The 22045-nt window shown below is 64.4% G+C and carries 16 protein-coding genes and 1 pseudogene; 11 read left to right on the top strand and 6 right to left on the bottom strand.

All coding sequences use genetic code 11. From position 1 onward, the window contains the following. Positions 1-64 precede the first annotated feature (64 nt). Both hemB and FHW69_RS04350 read left to right on the top strand, forming a co-directional pair. Positions 65-1054 carry a porphobilinogen synthase gene (gene hemB, locus FHW69_RS04355; protein ID WP_183421769.1) on the top strand — a complete coding sequence of 330 codons (990 nt, stop codon included), beginning with the start codon at positions 65-67 and terminating at the stop codon, positions 1052-1054. A 76-nt stretch (positions 1055-1130) separates the two neighbouring features. Continuing rightward, on the top strand, positions 1131-2933 hold the full coding sequence (locus tag FHW69_RS04350; RefSeq protein WP_183421768.1) for a monovalent cation:proton antiporter-2 (CPA2) family protein: 1803 nt from the start codon (positions 1131-1133) through the stop codon (positions 2931-2933). A gap of 55 nt (positions 2934-2988) precedes the next feature. Here FHW69_RS04350 and FHW69_RS04345 read toward each other — a convergent pair whose 3' ends face one another. Both FHW69_RS04345 and FHW69_RS04340 read right to left on the bottom strand, forming a co-directional pair. Then, positions 2989-6441 (bottom strand): ankyrin repeat domain-containing protein, encoded by a 3453-nt coding sequence (locus FHW69_RS04345; protein WP_183421767.1) that lies wholly within the window; start codon positions 6439-6441, stop codon positions 2989-2991. An 87-nt stretch (positions 6442-6528) separates the two neighbouring features. After that, positions 6529-6831 carry a YcgL domain-containing protein gene (locus tag FHW69_RS04340; protein ID WP_183422274.1) on the bottom strand — a complete coding sequence of 101 codons (303 nt, stop codon included), beginning with the start codon at positions 6829-6831 and terminating at the stop codon, positions 6529-6531. 223 nt (positions 6832-7054) lie between these two features. On the opposite strand from FHW69_RS04340, the gene FHW69_RS04335 reads away from it, so the two are divergent. Further along, the gene (locus FHW69_RS04335) at positions 7055-8485 is read left to right on the top strand and encodes an outer membrane protein transport protein (protein ID WP_183421766.1); all 1431 of its coding nucleotides are present in this window, start codon (positions 7055-7057) and stop codon (positions 8483-8485) included. 102 nt (positions 8486-8587) lie between these two features. Here the strand turns inward: FHW69_RS04335 and FHW69_RS04330 are convergent, their stop codons facing one another. From FHW69_RS04330 to trxA, 4 genes and pseudogenes are all read right to left on the bottom strand, one after another. After that, positions 8588-9283, bottom strand: coding sequence for a UPF0149 family protein (locus FHW69_RS04330; RefSeq protein WP_183422273.1), 696 nt, complete (start codon positions 9281-9283; stop codon positions 8588-8590). A 17-nt stretch (positions 9284-9300) separates the two neighbouring features. Beyond that, positions 9301-10668 carry a glutamate--cysteine ligase gene (locus FHW69_RS04325; protein ID WP_183421765.1) on the bottom strand — a complete coding sequence of 456 codons (1368 nt, stop codon included), beginning with the start codon at positions 10666-10668 and terminating at the stop codon, positions 9301-9303. Positions 10669-10901: 233 nt separating this feature from the next. Further along, on the bottom strand, positions 10902-12752 hold the full coding sequence (rho, locus tag FHW69_RS04320) for a transcription termination factor Rho (protein WP_183421764.1): 1851 nt from the start codon (positions 12750-12752) through the stop codon (positions 10902-10904). Positions 12753-12891: 139 nt separating this feature from the next. Continuing rightward, positions 12892-13260: pseudogene (trxA, locus tag FHW69_RS04315) on the bottom strand (thioredoxin TrxA); the annotation flags it as partial. Positions 13261-13670: 410 nt separating this feature from the next. Here trxA and FHW69_RS04310 point away from each other — a divergent pair. The 8 genes from FHW69_RS04310 to FHW69_RS04275 all read left to right on the top strand — a co-directional run bounded on the left by FHW69_RS04310 (position 13671) and on the right by FHW69_RS04275 (position 21993). Next, positions 13671-15401, top strand: coding sequence for a DEAD/DEAH box helicase (locus FHW69_RS04310; protein ID WP_183421763.1), 1731 nt, complete (start codon positions 13671-13673; stop codon positions 15399-15401). A 170-nt stretch (positions 15402-15571) separates the two neighbouring features. After that, a complete protein-coding gene (gene ftsE / locus FHW69_RS04305) occupies positions 15572-16261 on the top strand; it encodes a cell division ATP-binding protein FtsE (protein ID WP_183421762.1) in 690 nt (229 codons plus the stop codon). Further along, entirely contained in the window at positions 16258-17235 is a 978-nt protein-coding gene (gene ftsX / locus FHW69_RS04300) for a permease-like cell division protein FtsX (protein ID WP_183421761.1), read from the top strand. Before ftsE ends, ftsX begins: the two co-directional genes overlap by 4 nt. Positions 17236-17251: 16 nt before the next feature. After that, entirely contained in the window at positions 17252-18097 is an 846-nt protein-coding gene (locus FHW69_RS04295) for a response regulator (protein WP_183421760.1), read from the top strand. After that, the gene (gene ung, locus FHW69_RS04290) at positions 18094-18783 is read left to right on the top strand and encodes a uracil-DNA glycosylase (RefSeq protein ID WP_183421759.1); all 690 of its coding nucleotides are present in this window, start codon (positions 18094-18096) and stop codon (positions 18781-18783) included. The genes FHW69_RS04295 and ung overlap by 4 nt, the downstream gene beginning before the upstream one ends. 233 nt (positions 18784-19016) lie before the next feature. Continuing rightward, a complete protein-coding gene (gene rpoH, locus FHW69_RS04285; protein WP_183421758.1) occupies positions 19017-19877 on the top strand; it encodes an RNA polymerase sigma factor RpoH in 861 nt (286 codons plus the stop codon). An 81-nt stretch (positions 19878-19958) separates the two neighbouring features. Next, complete coding sequence (locus FHW69_RS04280; RefSeq protein WP_183421757.1) at positions 19959-20639, top strand: response regulator transcription factor; 681 nt, start codon at positions 19959-19961, stop codon at positions 20637-20639. Beyond that, positions 20623-21993, top strand: coding sequence for an ATP-binding protein (locus FHW69_RS04275; protein ID WP_183421756.1), 1371 nt, complete (start codon positions 20623-20625; stop codon positions 21991-21993). The genes FHW69_RS04280 and FHW69_RS04275 overlap by 17 nt, the downstream gene beginning before the upstream one ends. The last annotated feature ends 52 nt before the right edge of the window (positions 21994-22045 follow it).

The raw sequence follows: 22045 nt of genomic DNA, 5'->3' as shown, positions 1-22045 counted from the left end.
CCACCCTCGCTGGCGGCGGGGCAGGAGTAAAATGGCGGGATTGTTTCCCTCAAGGCTCCTGCCCATGACCTTTCCTGCCGTCCGTATGCGCCGCATGCGTCGTGATGCCTTCTCCCGCGCGCTCATGCGCGAGAACGTGCTCACGACCTCCGATCTGATCATGGTCGCGTTCGTGGTGGAGGGTGAGGGCGTGCGTCAGCCGGTGGCCTCGATGCCGGGTGTGGATCGTCTTTCCATTGACGAACTGCTGAAACTTGCGCAGGAGTGCGTTGATCTGCGCATCCCCGCGCTGGCGCTGTTCCCGTCGGTGGACGACAGCGTGAAGACCGAGGACGCCCGCGAGGCGTGGAATCCGCAGGGCCTGTTCCAGCGCGCCACGCGCGCCCTGAAAGAGCGCTTCCCGGACCTTGGCCTCATTGGTGACGTGGCGCTCGATCCATACACCACACACGGCCAGGATGGACTCATCGACGAAACGGGCTACGTGATGAACGAGCCCACTGTCGAGGCGCTCATCAAGATGTCGCTCGCGCAGGCCGAAGCCGGCATGGACTTCGTGGCTCCCTCGGACATGATGGACGGCCGCATCGGCGCCATCCGCGAAGCGCTGGAAGATGCGGGTTACATCCACACCCGCATCCTTGCGTACTCGGCAAAGTACGCGTCCAGTTTCTACGGCCCGTTCCGCGATGCGGTGGGTTCGTCGGGCAACCTCGGCAAGGGCAACAAGCACAACTACCAGATGGACATCGGCAACAGCGACGAAGCATTGCGCGAAGTGGAGCTGGACATCGCCGAAGGCGCCGACGCGGTGATGGTGAAGCCGGGCCTTCCGTATCTGGATGTGGTGCGCCGCGTGAAGGACAGCTTCGGCGTGCCGACCTTCGTGTACCAGGTCAGCGGCGAGTACGCGATGATCAAGGCCGCCGCACAGAATGGCTGGCTGGATGAGCGCGCGGTGGTGATGGAATCGCTGCTGGCCATGAAGCGTGCCGGTGCCGATGCGATCCTCACCTATTTCGCCATCGACGTGGCCCGCTGGCTCAGGGAATGACCGCGACGGCGGTTTTCCCCCAAACCTGACATACCCCACGTGACATAATCCCGGGCGATCATCCGGGAGCGCGTGGATGGAAAACCATGAATTCTTGAAGACGGCCGTCGTCTTCCTGTTGGCGACGGTTGTCGCAGTACCGCTGACCAAGCGTTTTCGTCTTGGGGCGGTGCTGGGCTATCTGCTGGCAGGCGTTGCCATCGGGCCGTCTGCGCTGGGCCTTGTTGCCGATACGGAAGGCGTCGCCGCCATCTCCGATTTCGGCGTCGTGCTGATGCTGTTCGTCATTGGCCTGGAATTGTCGCCATCGCGCCTGTGGGTGATGCGTCGGGCCGTGTTTGGCAGCGGCTCGTTGCAAGTGGTGGTTTGCGCCACGGCGCTGGGCGCGGTCGGGTATCTCCTTTTCGGTCTCACTTGGAAGGCGGCCGTCATCGTCGGCGGCAGCCTCGCGCTGTCTTCCACGGCCTTTGGTTTGCAGATTCTTGCCGAGCGCAAGGAAGCCGGCTCGGTCTACGGTCGCCAGGCCTTCGCCATCCTGCTGTTTCAGGATCTGGCGGCCATTCCGCTCATCGCGGCCGTACCGTTGCTGGGTGCGGGCGCAGCCAAAGGCGCGCATCCGGTCGACCTGATGGGTGTGTTGCAGGTGGTCGGCGTGATCGTTGCGGTGATCGTCGGCGGCCGCGTCGTATTGCGCCACGTGTTCCGTTTTGTGGCGCGCGCCAAAAGCGTTGAAGTCTTCACTGCCACCGCCTTGCTGGTGGTGATGGGCACGGCATGGCTGATGGAAATTGCTGGTGTGTCCACTACGCTGGGCGCATTCCTCGCCGGTTTGCTGCTTGCCGATTCCGAATACCGTCACGAGCTCGAATCGAACATCGAGCCGTTCAAGGGCCTGCTGCTGGGCCTGTTCTTCGTCAGCGTGGGCATGTCCGTGGACCTGGCCCTGCTCGCGTCCAAGCCACTGCTGGTATTGGGCATGGTGGGCCTGTTGCTGGCGGTCAAAGCCTTCCTCATCTGGCCCCTCGGGCGCGTGGTGGGCTCGCTGACCAACGGCGACTCGTTGCGACTGGCGGCTATCCTTGCCAGTGGCGGTGAGTTTGCTTTCGTCCTCCTCAACCTTGCGTTGCAGAACCGTCTCATCAACGGCAGCCAGCGCAATCTGATGGTAATGGCCATTTCGCTGTCCATGGCGTTCACGCCGCTGCTGGTCATTGCCGCCTCGAAAATCGTCAACGAGAAGGCAAAAAAGCCCGACCGGGAATTCGACGAAATCCAGGTCGATGCACCGCGCGTCATCATCGCGGGCTTCGGTCGCATGGGTCAGATCGTGGCCCGTCTTCTACGCGCCCAGGGCATTCAGTTCGTGGCACTGGAAAGCTCGGTGGAGCAGGTGGAAACCTCACGCCGCTTCGGAGGCACGTCGCTGTTTTTCGGTGATCCGGCGCGACCGGAAATGCTGCGCGCTGCGCAGGCCGACAAGGCAGAAGTGTTCGTGCTGGCCACCGACGATCCGGAAGCCAACATCCGCACCGCCCGACTGGTGCGCCGCCAGTATCCGCATCTGAAGATCGTGTCGCGCGCGCGCAACCGCCAGCACGTGTTCCGCCTGATGGATATCGGCGTGGAAGAACCGGTGCGTGAGACCTTCCATTCCAGTCTGAAGATGACCCGGCAGGTGTTGCAGTCGCTGGGCTTCTCAGAGGACGTGGCGCGTGCGCGCGTCGAACGCTTCCGCAAGCACGACGAACAACTGCTGCGCTCGCAGTATCTGGTGTACGACGACGAAGCGGCGCTGGTGCAGTCTTCGAAGGACGCACTGGTCGATCTGCAACAGCTGTTTGAGGCCGACTCGGCGGAAGAGCGCGAGCGCGCCAACTGATGTTCTTTCGTTACATAAGAAAGGGAGCGATGATCGCTCCCTTTCTTAATGTCGCTCATTCCGACGGATGGGCCGGTTGTCGCAGCGTTTGCCGCACGCTGGGAATGGCCGTGTTGCGGGCGCCCAGTTCGTGCGCGATGTCCACGAAGCCCAGGTGACGCGCAACGTCAGAGGCGGTGCGGCCGAAGGCATCGGCGGCGTTGCGGTCGGCGCCGCGCGTCAGCAGTACACGTGCGGGCGGAAGCAGGGCGTGCATGGCGCAGGCGTGCAACGCGCTGACGCCGCGCTGGTCGGCGTGCTCGATGCGCGCGCCGGCATCCAGCATGGCGGGAAGCAGGGCACCCAGATGCGTGGCATCGGCTGCGCTACCCGGCCGCATGTGCGCCCCCAGCAGCAGAAGCAGCGGCGTCTTGCCTTCGCGGTCCACCTTGTTCACATCAGCGCCGTGACGGATCAGCACGTCGAGAAGACGGCGTGCTCGCAGGCTGTCGGTGCTGCCAAAACAGTACTGGGCAGCGGCATGCAGCGCGGAGTGTCCGTGTGCGTCTTCTGCGTTGGCATCGGCGCCTGCATCCAGCAGTGCCTCCACCATTTCCGGGAATCCGAGCGTCGCAGCCACCATCAGTGCCGTGGCATCGCCGGGCAGTCGCTGATCCACCGGGACCTTGTGTCCGATGAGCAGGGCGGCCACGGCTTCGCGCCGTGCGTTGACCGCAGCGGCCAGCGGCGTGATGCCGCTGCTGGCCGTGGTCGTGGCATCGGCGCCCGCAGCCAGCAGATGGGCCGCCACGTCGGTCTGTCCGGCGCCGCAGGCGCGCAGCAGCGCTGTTGCGCCCTGCGGGTCGCGCGTGTCGATGGCGAAGCCGAGTTCAAGCATGCGGTCAACGGCGTGCGTGTCGCCTGCGGCCGCGGCGGCGGGCAGGTCGTCCGGGCGCAGTGCACGGCGCGGCAACTGCCACTGCGGCCAGGTCAGCCAGCGCTCGACATCGCCATGGCCGATACCGAGGCCAAATGGCGTTTCGCCATTGACGTCAGAGGCTTCCGGATCAGCGCCGTGCGACACCAGCAGACGCACCAGCGGCAGGCTGTCGCCGCCCTGTTCCAGCGCAGCGTGCAGCGGCGTGCGGCCGCCCATGTCGCGTACGTTCGGATTGACGCCGCGCGACAGAAGGGCGCTCAGGAGATTGGCGCGGCCGGTGGCGGCAGCCATGTGCAGCGGCGTGCGCCCGCGGGCATCGGTGCCAAACGGGTCGGCGCCGGCTTCCAGCATCGCCAGCGTCAGGGGTTCGTCGGTGTTGCCTTCCATCCGGCTGATTGCCAGAGCGAGCAGGCCCGCGCCTGACGGGCTGGCCCCTGCACGCATCAGCTGGGTCGCGGCATCGGCGGCGTTGGGCAGCTGGGTAAGCACAGCATCGAAAAGACGGCGCCCGGCGAGCAGTGTGGGAGCGTCTTCCTCGGCTGCAATGGTCGCGAGACGCGCTTCCGGCTGCAGGCCATGGTCGAGCAGCCAGCGGCGCGCCCCTTCCAGGCCGCTGCCGCAAAGGTCGATATACATGGCGGCCAGCTCGTGCTGCGGCCACTCCCGTACGCGACCGGCAAAGGTCGACGCCACGGCCCAATGACCGAAGCGCAGCGCGTCCACCAGGTGCTCCGGGGAATCGGCGCCTGCCTCGGGCATCACGGCCTCGCTGAGCGAGGTGGGCAGTGGTGTGTCCGGGTCCAGTAGCGCGACGAGGTCCCAGCGACCCGTCGAAGCCGCGTGGTCGAGCGGGCTGCGCCCGTCCGGGCCGGCGTCCTTCGGCTGGGCACCGAGCGCGAGCAGTGCGCGGATGGTGGCCGGCTGGGCGCGGGAAGACTGGCAGGCCAGGATCAGTGCATCCCGGCCGTGACTGTCACGGGCGCGCGCATTGGCCTGGGCTTCCGCGAGCAACTGCACGATGCCGTGCGCGCCCGCGCGGGCGGCTTCCATCAACGGCGTGGTGCCATTGCGATCAGCAATGTTGGGATCGGCGTGGGCGACGCACAACGCGCGCACGATCTGCTCGTGACCTTCGCCAGCGGCCACCAGGAGCGCTGTGCGGCCCTCGGCATTCGTGGCGTTGATCGGCGCCTTGTGGCGCAGCAGCAGTTTCACGCCTTCGGCGTCGTCATCCGGAATGCCGGCAGCGGCAACCAGGGCCGGCTCGGCATCCGCCACGGCGGCGCGTGCCCCGTGTTCCAGCAGGAAACGCAGCAGCGTCCAGTTGGCGGCGCGGCAGGCCACGCCAAGCGGCGTGACGCCGGCAGCGTTGACGGCGCTGATTGGAGCGCCTGCATCCAGAAGCATGGCAGCCACGATGGGTTCGGCACTGAGTACGGCGCCGTGCAGCGGCGTGTTGCCTTCGGCATCGGCCAGAGCCGCGTCGGCACCATTGGCCAGCAGCGTCATGACCGCATCCGGTCGGCCGTGCCAGCTGTCGCGCGTGGCGGCCAGCAACGCCGTGATGCCGCCGTGGGAGCGATTGATGTCCGCGCCCCGCGTAATCAGTGCGCGCAGAAGGCGCGTATCCGGCAAAAGAGCGGCCAGAGTCAGTACCGGTCGCTGGTCGCGGTCGCCGGTTTCTGCCGAGGTGTTCGGGTCGGCCCCGGCTTCCACCAGGGCGATGGCGCGCTCGATGTCGCCCGCGCGGACAGCGGCAAGCAGCTCGGCCTCGCGCTGTCCCGGCTGGGTTTCTTCTGCCGTCAGCACCGGGATCTCCCGGGCAACGACCGGCCTGGGTGCTTCAGCCTGCGCTGCGGGCGTGCTGGCCGGTACGAGCGCCGGGCGGATGTGGCCACGGCGGTCGCACAGCAGCGCGCGCAGGGTGCGATTGGCAATGACCATGCAGGCCAGGGGCAGCAGCACCACGCCATAAATGGCGAGCGCGGCAATGCGCATTTCGGCGGGCAACACGCCGTACAGGCCGCTCAGTGCCACGGCACAGAAGGCCAGCACCAGCAGGCTGAGCGCCGCAGGAATGAAGTGCGAGAAGAAGCGGTCTTCTTTCGACAGGTGGCGCCCGAACGCGACGCTGCGGGCCACGGCGGTGAAAATCCAGGAGCCCTCGCCGCTGTGTTCCGGGTAGGCGTCGTCCCACAGGAACAGCAGGCCAAAAGCAGGCCACACACGCCACAGCGATGCGAGCGCCACCACCAGCATGCCGGCGAGCATCAGCGCATAGCCGAGGCTGGGCGTCTGGGTCAGCTTCAACAGAGGCCAGGCCACCAGTACGAACACGGCAAACGTGTAACCGGTGAACAGGACAACGTGGGCCGAGCCCCTGCGCAGAACGGTGCGGATGAAACTCGGTTCCGGATCAAACCCTATGGCATGGCAGACCGCTCCCATCGCCAGCGCATTGGCCAGCAGGAGTGGGATCAGCGCAAGCGGATGAGCGGAAAACCCCGCACACGCCACGGCGGCGATAGCGGGAAGGAACCAGAGCAGCGCTTTGTGCAGCGGCGGACGTCGACGTTTGGGATTGGCCATACGCCGCAGTATACGGAGCGCGAAACGCCTGCGCGGTAACGTCGTGTTAACCGACGCTACACACAGCACATAGGAACCGGTTCCGGGTCAGATGCGGGCGACGTCTTCGTCGATGTTCAGTTCGCGGTTGTGGTTGGGCTGATTGCAGACGCTCAGCGTTTCATTGGGGGGCGACTGCAGATACCAGCCGTTCTGACCCAGGGTTTCAAGCACCCGCTCGGTGTCCTCATGTGGCAGCTTTCGCTGCGGAGTGAGATTTACCTCAAGGATGAAGCGCAGGTCGCCGAGCAGCAGGGCCAGGGGCTCGGGCAGCAGATCGTAGCCCTCGCGACGCGAGAGCCATACGTATGTGTCGGGTTTTCGCTGGCTGGCATAGACATAGCACTGCATAAGCGTCGTCTCGCAGGCGGCTCGGCAGGTCATCTTACCAACACTACATGTGAGGGTGGCGCGCGTTCGACAACAACATTTCGGCTTTGTTGCACCAGCACTTGCAAAATCGCTGTCAATCCCGTCAGAGTTCCACGCCAAGATGTTAAACGCGCGTATGAATGCGGTGAGAATTTCGCTGCGTCGTCACGCCCAGCCCGAAGAAACGCAGGAGCCTAATCGCATGCAGCCGAATTTCCTCAGCCGTACCCGTCCGCTGGTACTTGCAGCTCTTACCGTCGCCATCGCTGGTGCCCTGATTGCCCCGCACGCTGCACATGCGAGCGCTTTCCAGCTGAAAGAGAACAGCGCCAAGGCGCTCGGCCGCGCATTCGCCGGCTCCACGACCGCGGGTGACGACGCCTCGGCCATCGTGAACAACCCGGCAGCGATGACCCTCCTGAAGGGCAACGTCTTCCAGGCTGACATCACGGGCATCAACTTCAGCACCAAGTTCCACGGCACGGGCACCGACGCCCAGGGCCGTCCGCTCACCGGTGGCAACGGCGGCGACGCCGGCACGACCATCCCGGTTCCGGCCATCTACTTCGCGACCCAGTTCGCCGACAAGTGGCACGCGGGTGTGGGCTTCACCGCCCCGTTCGGCTTCAAGACCGAATATGACTCCAACTGGGTTGGCCGCTACAACGGCGTGAAGTCCGACTTCAAGTCGCTGGACGCTACCCTGTCGCTGTCCTACGACGTGACGGACGACTTCTCGCTCGGCGTCAGTGCCATCGCACAGAAGACCAGCGCCGAACTGACCAGCGCCATCAACTTCAACAGCGTCGGCCTGGGTCTCATCCAGCAGGCTGCAGCCTCCGGCCAGATCCCGGCCGCGCAGGCCCGCGCTCTGGCCACCACCTGGGCCACCGTGGTCCCGCCGGGCAGCGACGGTACCGCCCGCATCAAGGGTGACGACTGGGCTTACGGCTGGCAGCTCGGCGGTCTGTGGAAGCTGACCGCGAACGATCGCATTGCTCTGAACTACCGCTCGAAGATCGACCACACGCTGGAAGGCACCGCCAACTACACCGTGCCGGTCAACGTCAGCGCCGTTCTGTCGAACCCGGCCATCGGTTCGCTGCTGGGTTCGGGCCAGGCCCCGTTCACCCACACCACCGGTACCGCGGGCTTCACCACCCCGGCCGTGGCAACCGCCAGCTTCTGGCATCAGGACGTGAAGTTCGGTCTCGGTATGGACCTGTCGTGGACGAAGTGGGATTCCTTCAAGGAACTGCGCGTCAACTACGGCAACCCGTCGCAGCCGGCCAGCGTCGAAGTCTACAACTGGCGCAACAGCTGGTTCGCATCGGTCGGTGGCGAGTACTACGTCAACGACAAGCTGACCCTGCGCGCCGGTGTGGCCATCGACAGCACCCCGACCTACGACGACACCCGCTCGCCGCGCGTGCCTGACTCCACCCGTCAGTGGATCTCGTTCGGTGTCGGCTACAAGGCCTCCGAGAAGTTTGAACTCAACGCCGGCTTTGCTCACATCTTCGTGAACAGCGCACACATCGGCGGCGCGAAGAGCGCCACCAACGACCTGCTGGTCGGCGAGAACGATGACAAGGGCAACCTGCTCAGCTTCTCGGCGAAGTACGCGTTCTAAGCGTCGCTTCCTCGTAAAAGCAAAAAACCTCCCCGGCGACGGGGAGGTTTTTTTTTGCAACCAGGCAAATGGTGTTGCCTGCTTTGTGTGCCGGCGGCGAGGTTACCCGGCGCCGCAGCACTTCTTGTATTTTTTGCCGCTGCCGCAAGTGCACAGGTCGTTGCGGCCAACCTTGTCGCCCTCGTGGCGGATGGTGCCGGGATGGGCGGCGCGTACACGTCGACGGTGAAATGCCGACAGGTAATGCGGGATGACGTTGAGCAGCGTCATGCGCTCCTTGAAGGAGGGCAGCTTTGCGCCATCTTCGTCGACTCCTGAGGGTGCCTGATCGCTGGACAGCGTGGTCACGATGCCCAGGAACTGGCTGGTCTCGTCATCTTCCAGCTCCGACCACTCGCTGACCCACTCCTTTACGCCCATGCGGAAACCGACGGCCCAGTCGCTGGCAATCGGGAAGTCGCCCTTGTACTGGTCGATATCGTCCAGTTCTTCAAACTCGATGGGCATGTCGAGCAGCGGCATGGCCTCGTCTTCCAGGTCGTCCGGGTCGCGGCTGACGCGCCAGGCGATCATTTTCCAAAGCGCCTCCAGCAGAGCGTGGGCTTCCCGTTCGTCGGCCGCCGATGCCCAGGGCTTGACGCTGTCGGCGTCCAGGATGGCGATGCAATCTTCCAGCTGCGCTTCGGCGGGGCCTGTAATCGCTGCGCTGAAGAGGCCATCAATGGTCTCGATGGAAAAGCGATCAGTGCTGGACAGCAGGGCGTCCAGCCGCTCCAGTTTTTCCTCGGAAAGCATCATGGAAAAAGTCTTCTTTATCAGTAAGCGAATTCACGGAAAACCGGGTCGACGCTGCCGGCCCATTCTCCGTGGAAAAGTTCGAGCTTGCGCTCGGCGGGCGTCTGGTTAGCCAGCGCGAATTCAAAAAGCGGATCAATGTAGACCGACTCGTCAGCGCCCTTGCTGTTGATGCGTGCGCGGCGCTGTAGTCCGCCCTTCGCGATCTTCAGCGCTTCCAGCGCGAGCTCGCGCACGGTGTGTTGGCGGAAGCGCAGCTTGAGGGCATGCTTCGGAACGCCGTCGCGCAGCGCATGACGTTCTTCGCGGGAGAAGTCCTTCACCAGGTCCCACGCAGCATCCAGTGCTTCGTCGTCGTACAGCAGGCCGACCCAGAAGGCGGGCAGCGCGCACAGTCGATTCCACGGGCCGCCGTCAGCACCACGCATTTCCAGGTACTGCTTGAGGCGTACTTCGGGGAAGGCGGTGGTCAGGTGGTCTGCCCAATCCTTCATGGTGGCCTTCACGCCGGGCAGGGCGGGAAGTTCGCCCTTCATGAAGCGCTTGAAGTCCTGGCCCGACAGGTCGACGTACTTGCCATCGCGATACGTGAAGTACATCGGTACGTCGAGGATGTAGTCCACGTACCGCTCGTAACCGAAGCCGTCCTCGAACACAAAATCGAGCATGCCCGTGCGGTCATTGTCGGTATCCGTCCACACATGTGAGCGATACGACAGATAGCCGTTGGGCTTGCCCTCGGTGAATGGCGAATCGGCAAAAAGTGCGGTGGCGATGGGCTGAAGCGCCAGGCCAACGCGGAACTTCTTGACCATGTCCGCTTCGGAGGCGAAATCGAGGTTCACCTGCACGGTGCAGGTGCGCGTCATCATGTCCAGACCGAGCGAGCCGACCTTGGGCATGTATTCGCGCATGATCTTGTAGCGGCCCTTGGGCATCCACGGCATCTCGTCGCGGCGCCACTTTGGCTGGAAGCCCATGCCGAGGAAGCCGATGCCCATCGGGTCGGCCACGGATCGCACTTCGTCCAGGTGGGTCATCACTTCCACGCAGGTGTCGTGGATCGTCTCCAGGGGAGCGCCGGAGAGTTCCAGCTGGCCCGCCGGTTCCAGTGTGATGTTGGCCTTGCCGCGGGTCAGGGCGACGGGCGTTTCGCCTTCACGTGCGATATCCCAGCCGTAGCGCGAGGCCACGCCTTCAAGAATCGCCCGGATGCCGCGCTCGCCTTCAAAGGTGGGCGGCCGCAGGTTGTCGGTGTGAAAACCGAACTTCTCGTGCTCCGTGCCAATACGCCACGCGTCGCGTGGCTTCTCTCCCTGCGCCAGGTAGTCGACCAGTTCATTGCGGTCGCCAATCGGCGTGCTCTTTGCGGCGGAGGGAATGGACACGGGTACTTCCTTGACGATGGCTGGCCTTCAGGAGCGCCCTCAATGGGGGCGACCGGGCGACTTCAAAAGGCACGACGGAGCGCAGCGTATCGCCTGCCGGTGGCAATGGAAACCATTGCTGTACCGGGAGGCCCCGGCAGTAAAGAGAGCGGGATGTGAAGGAGGGTGCCCACGACGAGCCGCAGACAAAAAAAGGCCGCCCGGAGGCGGCCCTTTCTTCATGAATCGCCGGATCAGCGCTTCATCGAGGCGAAGAACTCGTCGTTCGACTTGGTGTTCTTCATGCGCTCAAGCATGAACTCCATGGCGCCCAGTTCGTCCATCGGGTGCAGGAGCTTGCGAAGGATCCAGATCTTCGCGAGGAGGTCCGGCTCAATGAGCAGGTCTTCGCGGCGCGTGCCCGAACGGTTGATGTCGATGGCCGGATAGACGCGCTTCTCGGAGATGCGGCGGGACAGGTGCACTTCCATGTTGCCCGTGCCCTTGAACTCCTCGTAGATCACCTCGTCCATCTTTGAACCCGTGTCGGTCAGCGCCGTGGCGATGATCGTCAGGCTGCCGCCTTCCTCGACGTTGCGCGCGGCACCGAAGAAGCGCTTGGGGCGCTGCAGTGCGTTGGCATCCACACCGCCGGTCAGCACCTTGCCGGAGCTGGGAACCACGGTGTTGTAGGCGCGGGCGAGGCGGGTGATGGAGTCGAGCAGGATCACCACGTCCTTCTTGTGCTCAACCAGGCGCTTGGCGCGCTCGATGACCATTTCGGCAACCTGCACGTGGCGCACTGCCGGCTCGTCGAACGTGGAGCTGATGACTTCGGCGCGAACGGTGCGGGCAATTTCCGTCACTTCCTCAGGGCGTTCATCAATCAGAAGCATGATCAGATGGACGTCCGGATGGTTGTACTGGATCGCCTGTGCGACGTTCTGCAGCATCATCGTCTTACCGGACTTCGGCTGCGAGACGATCAGGCCGCGCTGGCCGCGACCAATCGGCGCCACCAGGTCCAGAATGCGGCCGGTGATGTCCTCGGTCGAACCGTTGCCGCGTTCCAGCTTGAATGCCTTGCGCGGGAACAGCGGGGTCAGGTTTTCAAAAAGCAGCTTGTTCTTCGACGCTTCCGGCGGATCGCCGTTGATGTCGTCGACCTTCAGCATGGCGAAGTAACGCTCGCCCTCCTTCGGGTGACGCACGCGTCCGGTGATGTAGTCGCCGGTGCGCAGGTTGAAGCGGCGAATCTGGCTGGGCGACACGTAGATGTCGTCGGGGCCGGCGAGATAGGACTCATCGGCCGAGCGCAGGAAGCCGAAGCCGTCCTGCAGGATTTCCAGCACGCCTTCCGCCCAGATGCCGCCGCCGGAGCGGGCATGCGCCTTCAGGATATTGAAGACCACATCCTGCTTGCGCTGGCGGGCCACACCTTCACGGACACCCAGCGACTCGGCAAAGTCCAGAAGCTGGACCGAGTTCATGCGCTTGAGTTCGGTAAGGTTGATCAGGCGATCGTTGCTGCCAGCGTCGGCGTTCTCGTCGTCATCGACGGGATAGCCGTTGTTGTTGCGCGGGTGATTGTTGCCACCACCCTGACGCTGCTGGTTATTGTTGTTGCTGCCACGCTCATTGCGGCGACGACGGCCACGGCCATCGCGACCTTCGCGCTGCTCGTTGCGGTTGTTCTGCTGCTGATTCTGGCCGCCACCCTGATTGTTCGGGTTCGGGCTGTTGTTCTGAGCCTGACCGCTGCCCTGGCCCTGCGGCTGGGGAGCGCTGCCATTGCCGTTGCCTTCGCGAGGCTCCGGCGGGCGGGTCTGAACGTTGCCGTCCTGCGAGCCGCCGCCGAGCGCGAGCTCAGCCTGCGGCGCGGGTGCCGGAGCGGGTGCCGGTGCCGGTGCCGGTGCTGGGGGAGCGGGCGGACGAGCGACGACCTTCGGCTCAGCCGGAGCCGCCGGAGTGGCGTCCGCGCTGCGTGCCGGAGCATCCACAGCGGCTTTCGCCCTGCTGCGGGTCGCGCGGGGGCGCGGTTCGGCCGCAGGCGGGGTGCCGGCGCTGGTGGCGTCGTTGGAATTCTTGGTTTCGATATCGGACACGGGCAAACCTCACGGGGCGCCGTTGGAAGAAAAAGGAGGGGGTTCGCCCAGAAGGGAGGACAGAACAGTCCTGGCGAACCAGAAAGAGCCTAGCACCGGGTGAGGCGCCCCGTAAAGCGCCTCACCGCGGAATCGGTGGTCAGACCACCTTTTTGATCAGTTCCTGCAACGCGCCCTTGCCGACGGCGCCAATCTGCGTGCCTTCCACCTTGCCGCCCTTGAATACCATCAGGGTGGGGATGCCACGCACGCCGAACTGGCGCGGGGTCTGCTGGTTCTGGTCGATGTTGATCTTCACGACCTTCAGCTTGCCCTGATACTCGGCCGCCAATTCGTCGAGGATCGGGGCGATCGACTTGCAGGGACCACACCATTCCGCCCAGAAATCGAGCAGGACGGGGGTCTCGGAATCGAGGACGTGGCGCTGGAAGGCCTCGTCGCTCACATGGGTGATCAGATCGCTCACCGCGTTCTCCAGATAGTTGTTAAGAGGGGTTGACGACCGCGCGGCCTGCTTCGGCTACACTTATGGAACCTTGTTGCGCGGTTTGAACCGGGACGGAAGCCTTTGGCCATTGCGGCCCTGTGCTTCATTCCAACGCAACTCGGGGCGCGATTCAAGCGATTCAAGGGCGCCGGCGGACGGTTTCCGTTGACATAGGTGAGGTGGCTCGCGGGCGTTCAGCCTGCGGACGAAGCCTCCTGACCTATGCCAGCGGGAACTGTCGGGTCGGGCGCCAAGCGCCGCCCGCCTCCGGCCTGATGCCAGGAGCGTGTCGCCGGCAGGCGAAGCCAACCGGGCTTTGCCGCCGCCACCTCCCGACGTTGTCGTCGGATCACCCCACCGTCCCTGGCCCTCCTGGCCCCATGGGACCGGCGCCCGCCTTCGCGGCCGCCCGATCCGGTCATTACCTACCCATGTCCCAAACCGTTCTTACTGACATCTTTTACGAAAACCTCGATCTTCATCCCCTGCTTCAGCAGGGTCTCGCCGATGCCGGCTTCACCCGCTGCACGCCCATTCAGGCGCTGACGTTGCCCGTCGCCCTCACCGGTCGTGACGTGGCGGGTCAGGCCCAGACTGGCACGGGCAAGACCTGCGCGTTCCTCGTGGCATTGATGAATCGCCTGCTGAGCACGCCGGCCCACGTTGACCGCAAGGACAGCGACCCCCGCGCCCTGGTCATCGCCCCGACCCGCGAGCTGGCGATCCAGATCGAGAAAGACGCCAAGGCCATTGGCGCCCACACCGGCCTGCGCACCGCGCTGATTTACGGCGGCGTCGATTACGACAAGCAGCGCCAGCAGCTGCGTGACGGCTGCGACATCATCATTGCCACGCCGGGTCGCCTGCTCGATTACTACAAGCAGGACGTCTTCAGCTTCGGCAGCGTCGAAGTCATGGTCATCGACGAAGCCGACCGTATGTTCGACCTTGGCTTCATCAAGGACGTGCGCTTCATCTTCCGCCGTTTGCCGGCGCGTGAAGCCCGCCAGGTGCTGCTGTTCTCCGCCACCCTCAGCCACCGCGTGCTGGAGCTGGCTTACGAGCACATGCACAACGCCGAAAAGCTGGTCGTGGAGACGGAAAACGTCACCGCCGACCGCGTTCGTCAGGTCATCTACTTCCCGTCCAAGGAAGAAAAGATGCCGCTGCTGCTCAACCTGCTGGAGCGCACCGGCGTCGATCGCAGCATCATCTTCGTCAACACGAAGGCCGCCGCCGAGCGCATCACGGATCGCCTGAAGCGTCACAACTATCGCGTGGGTGCGATCTCCGGTGACGTGCCGCAGGTGAAGCGTCAGAAGCTGCTCCAGCGTTTCCAGGACGGCCAGATCGACATGCTGGTGGCCACCGATGTGGCCGCGCGCGGCCTGCACATCCCGGCCGTCAGCCACGTATTCAACTACGACCTCCCGCAGGACGCCGAAGATTACGTGCACCGTATCGGCCGTACAGCCCGTCTGGGTGCGGAAGGCGACGCCATCAGCTTCGCGTGCGACCTGTACGCGATGGCGCTGCCGGACATCGAAACCTACATCAACCAGAAAATTCCCACGGCGTCGATCGACGCCGAACTCCTGGTGATGCCCGCTCCGCGTCCGCGTGCCGATGGCCTGCAGGACGAAGTGGAAGACAACGACAATGGCGGCCACATCCCCACCCGCGGCGCGCCGCCGGAGAAGGGTGGTCGCGGTGCGTCGGCGGGTGGTCGTGGCGGTCGTCCGGGCGAGCGCTCGCGTGGCCCCCGCACCCCGCGTCCGCCCCGTGAAGACAAGCCGGCTGCATCGACCGAAGTGCCGGTCACCACGGTCGTTGTCGCCGAGACCGTGGCTGATCTTCCCGCCGCTGCCGCCGCCGTTGCTGCTGAGGGTGCTGCCCCGCGCAAGCGTCGTCGCCGGCGTGGTGGCAAGGGCCGGGGTGGCCAGGAAGGCGCAACGGGCGAGAACAGCGCACCGCGCAATGCCGAAGCGCGTCCGCACGGCGAGCGTGAACAGCGTCCTCGCCGTGACAACGCGCAGGGCAGCGAGCAGAAGCGTCCGTCGCGTCACGTCGCTGCCGTTCCTGCTCGTCCGTCGCAGTCGGCGCCGGCTGTAGAGAAGGTCGGCTTCTTCAAGCGCCTGGGTCGTCTGTTCGGCGGCAAGTAAGCTCGAGCCCGGCCATCCGGTCGGTTCCATGAGGCCCGGTAAGCCCCGCTCACGCGGAGGCTTGCCGGGCCTCATGTCGTTCAGGTGGTCGCACGTCGTGGCCGTTGCCGCTTATGTGCCGTTCCCCCAAGGCCTGTCTGCATCCCGTATGCTTCGCGCTGGTGCTGCGCATGGGTGATTCGGTGATCGGTTTCGATCTGGTAAGCAAGCGATACGAGGGCAACCATCAGGCCCTGAGCGATGTGTCGTTCAAGGTCGAGGCCGGCGAAATGGCGTTCGTCACCGGTCATTCCGGTGCGGGCAAAAGCACCCTGCTCAAGTTGCTGGCGCTGATTGAGCGCCCGACCAACGGCATCGTGACGCTGGACGGCCAGAATCTCTCGACCGTTCGCCCCGGCGATGTCCCCAGGCTGCGCCGCAAACTCGGCATGGTGTTCCAGGATCACCGTCTGCTGCTGGACCGCACCGTGTTTGCCAACGTGGAGTTGCCGCTGGTCATCTCCGGCGTGGCTCCCGCTGATCGCGGTCGTCGCGTGCGTGCCGCCCTGGAAAAAGTCGGTTTGCTCAGCTACGAGAAGCAGTTGCCGTCCGCACTTTCCACGGGTGAGCAGCAGCGCGTGGGTATCGCCCGCGCCATTGTGGCCAAACCTTCCGTGTTGATCGCCGACGAACCCACCGGCAACCTCGACCCGCAGTTGGCCATGGAGATCATGGGCCTGTTCGCCGAATTCCAGCAGGTAGGCACAGCCGTTCTTGTGGCCAGCCATGACCTGATGTTGATCAAGCGGATGAAGAAGCGCGTGGTCGTTCTCGATCACGGCCGCCTGATGGCCGACGTGCCCGCGACGGAGATCGTATGAACGCGACCCGCGAACCTCGCCGTGCCGAACCTGCGCCGAGCAAGCGCAGCGGCCCGCAGCATTTTTCTGCCTGGCGCGAGCACCACCTGTGGAGCCTCGCTTCCAGCTTCAAGCGTCTGCGGGCCCGCCCGCTGGGTACCGCGCTGACCATCGCCGTGATGGGCTTCGCGCTGGCCCTGCCTCTGGCGTTCTATCTGTTGCTGGGCAACGTCCAGCGCATGAGCGACACGCTGGGTCGGAACCAGTCGATCAGCGTTTTCCTCAAGTCCAGCCAGAATGCAGGCGGCGCCGAGACGGCCGCCGCCGCGCTGCGCGAACGTCCGGACGTGGCCGAGGTCACCATCAAGACGCCCAAGGACGGCATGGACGAACTGAGCCAGATGCAGGGCTTCTCCGGCGCCATGCAGGCGCTGGACAGCAATCCCTTGCCGTTTGTTCTCCAGGTCCAGCCCAGGCCCGGCCAGTCGGCGGAGGCTGTCGATGCGCTGATCAAAGCCATGCACGACATGCCGGGCGTGGATCTCGTGCAGGACAGCGGCTCCTGGCGTCAGCGCCTTGATGCACTGATGAGCGTCGGCACGCGCGCCGTGTCGGTGCTGGCCATACTGCTGTCCATCGCGGCGCTCCTGGTCGTGGGCAACACCATTCGCGTCGACATCCAGAGTCGCTCGGAAGAAATTGGCGTGCTGTTGCTGATCGGCGGAAGCCGGTCGTTCGTGCGGCGCCCGTATCTGTATGCAGGCATCTGGCTCGGCCTGTTCGCGGGCGTGCTCGCCGTTGCGCTGGCGGTATTGCTCGAACTTGCGATGGCCGGCCCGGTTGCGCGACTCGCGGCCGCGTACGATGGCAGTGTTACGTTCGGCGGTCTGCCGGCATGGTTGCTTCTGGTGGTTCCGCTGGTCTCGGCCGTGCTGGGCTGGCTGGGAGCGCGTCTGGTCAGCGCCCGTCAGTTACGCCGCGCGGCCGCGGCCTGAAGTTGGGGGAGGGGGAATGGATCGTCAGATTGGCTCGCGTGCTGCGGGGGCGGCGCCGAGAATCCTTGTGGTCGACGGATCCCGGGTCGTCCGCCAGCTGATTACCCGCGTGGTTACTGCCGAAATGCCCGACGTCGAAGTCATCGGCTGTGGCACCGGCGCCGAAGCGCAGATCGAATTGCAGCGTGGAGTGATGGACTTCGTGACCATCGCGTTGCGCCTGCCCGACATGGACGGTCTGGAGCTGGCGCGCTTCGTGCGTGAATCCGCGCCGCAGATCTACATGCCCATCGTCGTGGTGTCCGGCGACGTGGAGGCGCGCCTGCACCGGCGTGAACTGGGCGAGTTCGTCACGGATTACTTCGACAAGTCGCTGGGATTCGGCGCGCTGGCGGAGTTCATCCGGGGCTACGTCCGTCCTGAGGGCGGCGCCGAAGGCGAGGTGCTCTATGTGGAAGATAGTCGCGTCGTCGCCCTGGCCACCCGTCGGATGATGGAGAAATATGGCCTCACCGTGCACCACGTCATCAGCGCGGAAGACGCCATCACCCGCCTGACTGAATCGCGCCACAAGGGCGAGGTGGGGGCGGACATCGTGCTGACCGATGTCAGTCTCAAGGGCGAGCTTACCGGCGGCGATCTCGTCGAATGCATCCGTACTGAATTTGGCTATGGCAAGGGCCGCCTGCCCGTTCTGATCATGACCGGCGACGAAAATCCGGCCAACCAGGCAGCGCTGTTGCGCGCCGGGGCCAATGATCTGGTGGAAAAGCCGATTGAAGAAAAACTGCTCATCACCAAGCTCTTGTTCCAGCTTCGCGTCGCGCTGCACCTGCGCGAACACAGGGCCGCATCCGAATGAGTGATCGGGTGAAACTGGAGCCTTCGTGGAAGGCGAGGATCGGCGACTATCTGGATCGCCCCGACATGCGCTCTCTGGGCGATTTCCTTCGTGAGGAAAAGCGTTCGGGCAAAACCATCTTCCCGCCCGGCCCCGACATCTTTGCCGCTTTCGACCGCACGCCCTTCGACAGGGTGCGGGTCGTGATCCTGGGGCAGGATCCCTATCACGGGGCAGGGCAGGCCCACGGCCTGTGCTTTTCAGTGCGCCCCGGCGTGCGGACGCCGCCGTCGCTGGTCAACATCTATAAGGAGATCGACCGCGACCTCGGTTTTCCTCCGCCTCGCCACGGCTGCCTCACTGCCTGGGCCGACCGCGGCGTGCTGCTGCTCAATGCCGTGCTGACGGTGGAAGAGGGCAAAGCCAACGCCCATCAGGGCAAAGGTTGGGAGGGCTTCACCGATGCCGCCATCGAAGCGCTGAATCGGGAGCGCGAGGGCATCGTCTTCATGCTGTGGGGTTCCTACGCACAGAAGAAAGGCCAGCTCATCGACCGCAGGAAGCATTGCGTGCTGACATCGGTCCATCCGTCGCCCCTGTCGGCCCATCGGGGATTCATTGGCTGCGGGCATTTCAGCAAGGCCAACGAATACCTCGTGGCACATGGCGAAGAGCCCATCGACTGGTCGCTGCCTGCCACGATGTGAGTGGGGTTCGCGCGGTCAGCCCGCCGCCCCTTTGAAATCCGGGGCTTAGCCCCCAACTTTGATCCATGAGCAGGCCGACTTCCTGCTCTCTCCTGAATGGCCGTGGGCTCCCTCTGGACACCGGCAGGGTATTTCTGTACCATTGCGTACAGTTAACCGATGAACCTTTATCGGACTTAGCACTCTCACATTGACAGTGCTAACCTGCAGCAGACTTTTCAGGAGGTTCCAAGATGTCCCAAGCCCTCGCCACCCGTAATTTCGGTGTCCCGAGTGTCGTTGGCAGCCTGGATTCCTACATCTCGGCGGTTCACCGCATCCCGGTGCTCAGTCTGGACGAGGAACAGGCGCTGGCGCGTCGTTTCCACGAGAAGACCGATCTCGACGCCGCCAAGCAGCTCGTCATGTCGCACTTGCGCTTTGTCGTCCATGTGGCCCGCGGCTACAACGGCTATGGCCTGCAGCTGTCGGACCTCATCCAGGAAGGCAACATCGGCCTCATGAAGGCGGTGAAGCGCTTCGACCCGGATCAGGGCGTGCGCCTGGTCAGTTTTGCAGTGCACTGGATTCGCGCCGAAATGCACGAGTTCATCCTGCGCAACTGGCGCATCGTCAAGGTTGCAACCACCAAGGCTCAGCGCAAGCTGTTCTTCAACCTGCGCAAGAGCAAGAAGCGCCTGGGCTGGATGAACGCCGAAGAAGTGCGCGTGGTTGCCCAGGATCTGGGTGTTCCCGAAGCCACCGTCCGCGAGATGGAATCGCGCCTGTCCGGTCGCGACATCGGTTTTGAGGCCCCGGCCGACGCTGATGACGACGACAAGCCGGCGCCGGCCGCCTTCCTCGTTGACGAGGGCGCCGACCCGTACGACAACGTGGCTGATGAAGACGCCAGCAACAGCCAGATGGGTGCGCTGTCCTCGGCACTGAGCAACCTGGACGACCGCTCGCGCGACATCATCCAGCGCCGCTGGCTGGCAGAAGACAACAAGGCCACCCTGCAGGATCTGGCCGACGAATATGGCGTCTCCGCTGAGCGTATCCGTCAGATTGAAGCCAATGCCATGAAGAAGATGCGCGTCGCTATTGCGGCTTGATCGGCCTCAAGGCGTAAGATGACAAACGGCCCCCACGCGGGGCCGTTTCGTTTTTCCCTGATCTGATGGGTTGGAGTGCAGATGGCACGGGTGCTGGTCATAGAGGACGACGAGGTCACCGCACGCGAAATCGTGACGGAGCTGGCGTCGCATGGCATGAATGCCGATTGGGTCGCCGACGGCCGCGAAGGCCTGACCCGCGCCCTCAACGATGGCTACGACATCATCACGCTCGACCGTCTGTTGCCGGGCATGGATGGCATCGACGTGGTTGCCGCCTTGCGCGACCGGGGCAACGACACTCCTGTTCTGATGATCAGCGCCCTCAGCGATGTGGACGACCGTGTCCGCGGCCTGCGGGCAGGTGGGGACGATTACCTGACCAAGCCTTTCGCACCGGACGAAATGGCCGCGCGCGCCGAAGTGCTGCTGCGCCGCCGCCAGCCCAATGCCGAGTCCAACCGGCTGCGCGTGGGTGAGCTGGAGCTGGACCTGATGCGTCACGTTGCCAATCGCAACGGTCAGCCGCTGACGCTGCTTCCCACCGAATTCCGGCTGCTCGAATACCTCATGCGCAATGCGGGTCAGGTGCTCACCCGCACGATGATTTTTGAGCAGGTCTGGGGCTTCCACTTCGATCCGGGCACCAACGTGATCGACGTTCACATCGGCCGGCTGCGTCGCAAGATCGACGGGCCGGGGCAATCGCCGCTCATCCGTACCGTGCGCGGCTCGGGGTACTCCCTTGCGCCCGCTGATTGACGTCTGGCGTTCCGCCACCTCGCGACTCATCCTCATTTATGGCGCGCTGTTCGCCATCTGGTCGGTCATCCTGCTCGGCGTTGTGCAGTGGGAGACCTCCCGCTACCTGGTCCGCGTCATCGACCAGATGCTGCTCCAGCGCATTCATTACCTTGAAGTCTCCGATCCACGACGCCTTCAGGCCACGGTGGAAGCGGCAAGCATCATCGACCCGAAGGGCATCATGTGGGTCGGGCTGTTCGACGCGAACGGCAAGCCCCTGGCAGGCAACATCACCCGTTTGCCGCACGAGCTTGTGGAAGACGGCGTGGTGTATCCGTTGCGTGCCAGCCTTGCTGACCCGGATGCCAGGCGGCCAGCGCGCGCACGCGGTGTGGCCGCTCATCTGTCCAATGGCCAGCGCCTGGTGGTGGCCAAGGAAAGCAACACCATCGACGGCGTGGGCACGATCATACGCCGTGGGTTGTTGTGGGGTTTGTCGCTGACGCTGTTGCCCGGTTTGCTCGGCGGCATCCTCATTGCACGCGGGCCCGCACGTCGCATCCGTGAAATTCAGGAGGCCACCGCTCCCATTCGCGAGGGGGACCTCACCAGGCGCCTCCCGGTGAGTCGCCGCGGCGATGAACTGGATCTGCTGGCGGGCATCGTCAATGCCATGCTCGGTGAAATCGAACGACTGCTCGGTGAAGTGAAGGGCGTGTGCGACAACATTGCGCACGATCTGCGCACACCGCTTACGCGCCTGCGCACGCGCCTGTATCGCACGCAACAGCAGATTGGTGATCGTCCCGAGGCAGCGCTGCTGGATGCCTGCGTGGAAGACATCGACACGGTGCTCACCCGCTTCCGTGCGTTGATGCGCGTGTCTGAGCTGGAAGACCGCCAGCGCAGCGCCTGCTTCGCTGATATGGATCTCTCGCAGGTGATTCGCGACGTGCACGAGTTCTACGCGCCACTGGCCGAAGACCGCGGGCTGCACTTTGATCTGGACATCCGCGAGCTTCCGTCGCTGCGTGGTGACTCGCAATTGCTGTTTGAGGCACTGGCGAATCTGGTCGGCAACGCCATCAAATTCACGCCGCGCGGCGGCACCGTGGGGCTGCGCGCTGGCGTGGATGCCACGGGCAATGCACGCATCGACATCTCCGATTCGGGCCCGGGCATTCCCGCCGACGAGCGTGAAGCCGTGCTGCGGCGCTTCTATCGCGGTGACAACACGCGTGCGCAGCCGGGTTCAGGCCTTGGCCTCAGCATCGTCAACGCCATCGTGAAACTGCATGGTTATTCACTGGAAATTGGCGGTGACGATCATGGCGCGCAGTTCACGGTCATCTGCTATCCGAAGGCCGCCTGATTGCCGTATTCGCGGTGACGTGAGCCTTTTTAAAACCAGCATGAATTATTCT

The organism is Luteibacter sp. Sphag1AF (assembly GCF_014192715.1).
Classification (GTDB): domain Bacteria; phylum Pseudomonadota; class Gammaproteobacteria; order Xanthomonadales; family Rhodanobacteraceae; genus Luteibacter.
Note: the sequence above shows the minus strand (reverse complement) of the source record. Positions and strands in the feature narration are given on the sequence as shown.

Excerpts from the sequence above, each read along its gene's own strand:
- hemB (WP_183421769.1), top strand. The coding sequence starts at position 65 with ATGACCTTTCCTGCCGTCCGTATGCGCCGCATGCGTCGTGATGCCTTC.
- FHW69_RS04350 (WP_183421768.1), top strand. The coding sequence starts at position 1,131 with ATGGAAAACCATGAATTCTTGAAGACGGCCGTCGTCTTCCTGTTGGCG.
- FHW69_RS04345 (WP_183421767.1), bottom strand. The coding sequence starts at position 6,441 with ATGGCCAATCCCAAACGTCGACGTCCGCCGCTGCACAAAGCGCTGCTC.
- FHW69_RS04340 (WP_183422274.1), bottom strand. The coding sequence starts at position 6,831 with ATGCAGTGCTATGTCTATGCCAGCCAGCGAAAACCCGACACATACGTA.
- FHW69_RS04335 (WP_183421766.1), top strand. The coding sequence starts at position 7,055 with ATGCAGCCGAATTTCCTCAGCCGTACCCGTCCGCTGGTACTTGCAGCT.
- FHW69_RS04330 (WP_183422273.1), bottom strand. The coding sequence starts at position 9,283 with ATGATGCTTTCCGAGGAAAAACTGGAGCGGCTGGACGCCCTGCTGTCC.
- FHW69_RS04310 (WP_183421763.1), top strand. The coding sequence starts at position 13,671 with ATGTCCCAAACCGTTCTTACTGACATCTTTTACGAAAACCTCGATCTT.
- ftsE (WP_183421762.1), top strand. The coding sequence starts at position 15,572 with ATGGGTGATTCGGTGATCGGTTTCGATCTGGTAAGCAAGCGATACGAG.
- ftsX (WP_183421761.1), top strand. The coding sequence starts at position 16,258 with ATGAACGCGACCCGCGAACCTCGCCGTGCCGAACCTGCGCCGAGCAAG.
- FHW69_RS04295 (WP_183421760.1), top strand. The coding sequence starts at position 17,252 with ATGGATCGTCAGATTGGCTCGCGTGCTGCGGGGGCGGCGCCGAGAATC.
- ung (WP_183421759.1), top strand. The coding sequence starts at position 18,094 with ATGAGTGATCGGGTGAAACTGGAGCCTTCGTGGAAGGCGAGGATCGGC.
- rpoH (WP_183421758.1), top strand. The coding sequence starts at position 19,017 with ATGTCCCAAGCCCTCGCCACCCGTAATTTCGGTGTCCCGAGTGTCGTT.
- FHW69_RS04280 (WP_183421757.1), top strand. The coding sequence starts at position 19,959 with ATGGCACGGGTGCTGGTCATAGAGGACGACGAGGTCACCGCACGCGAA.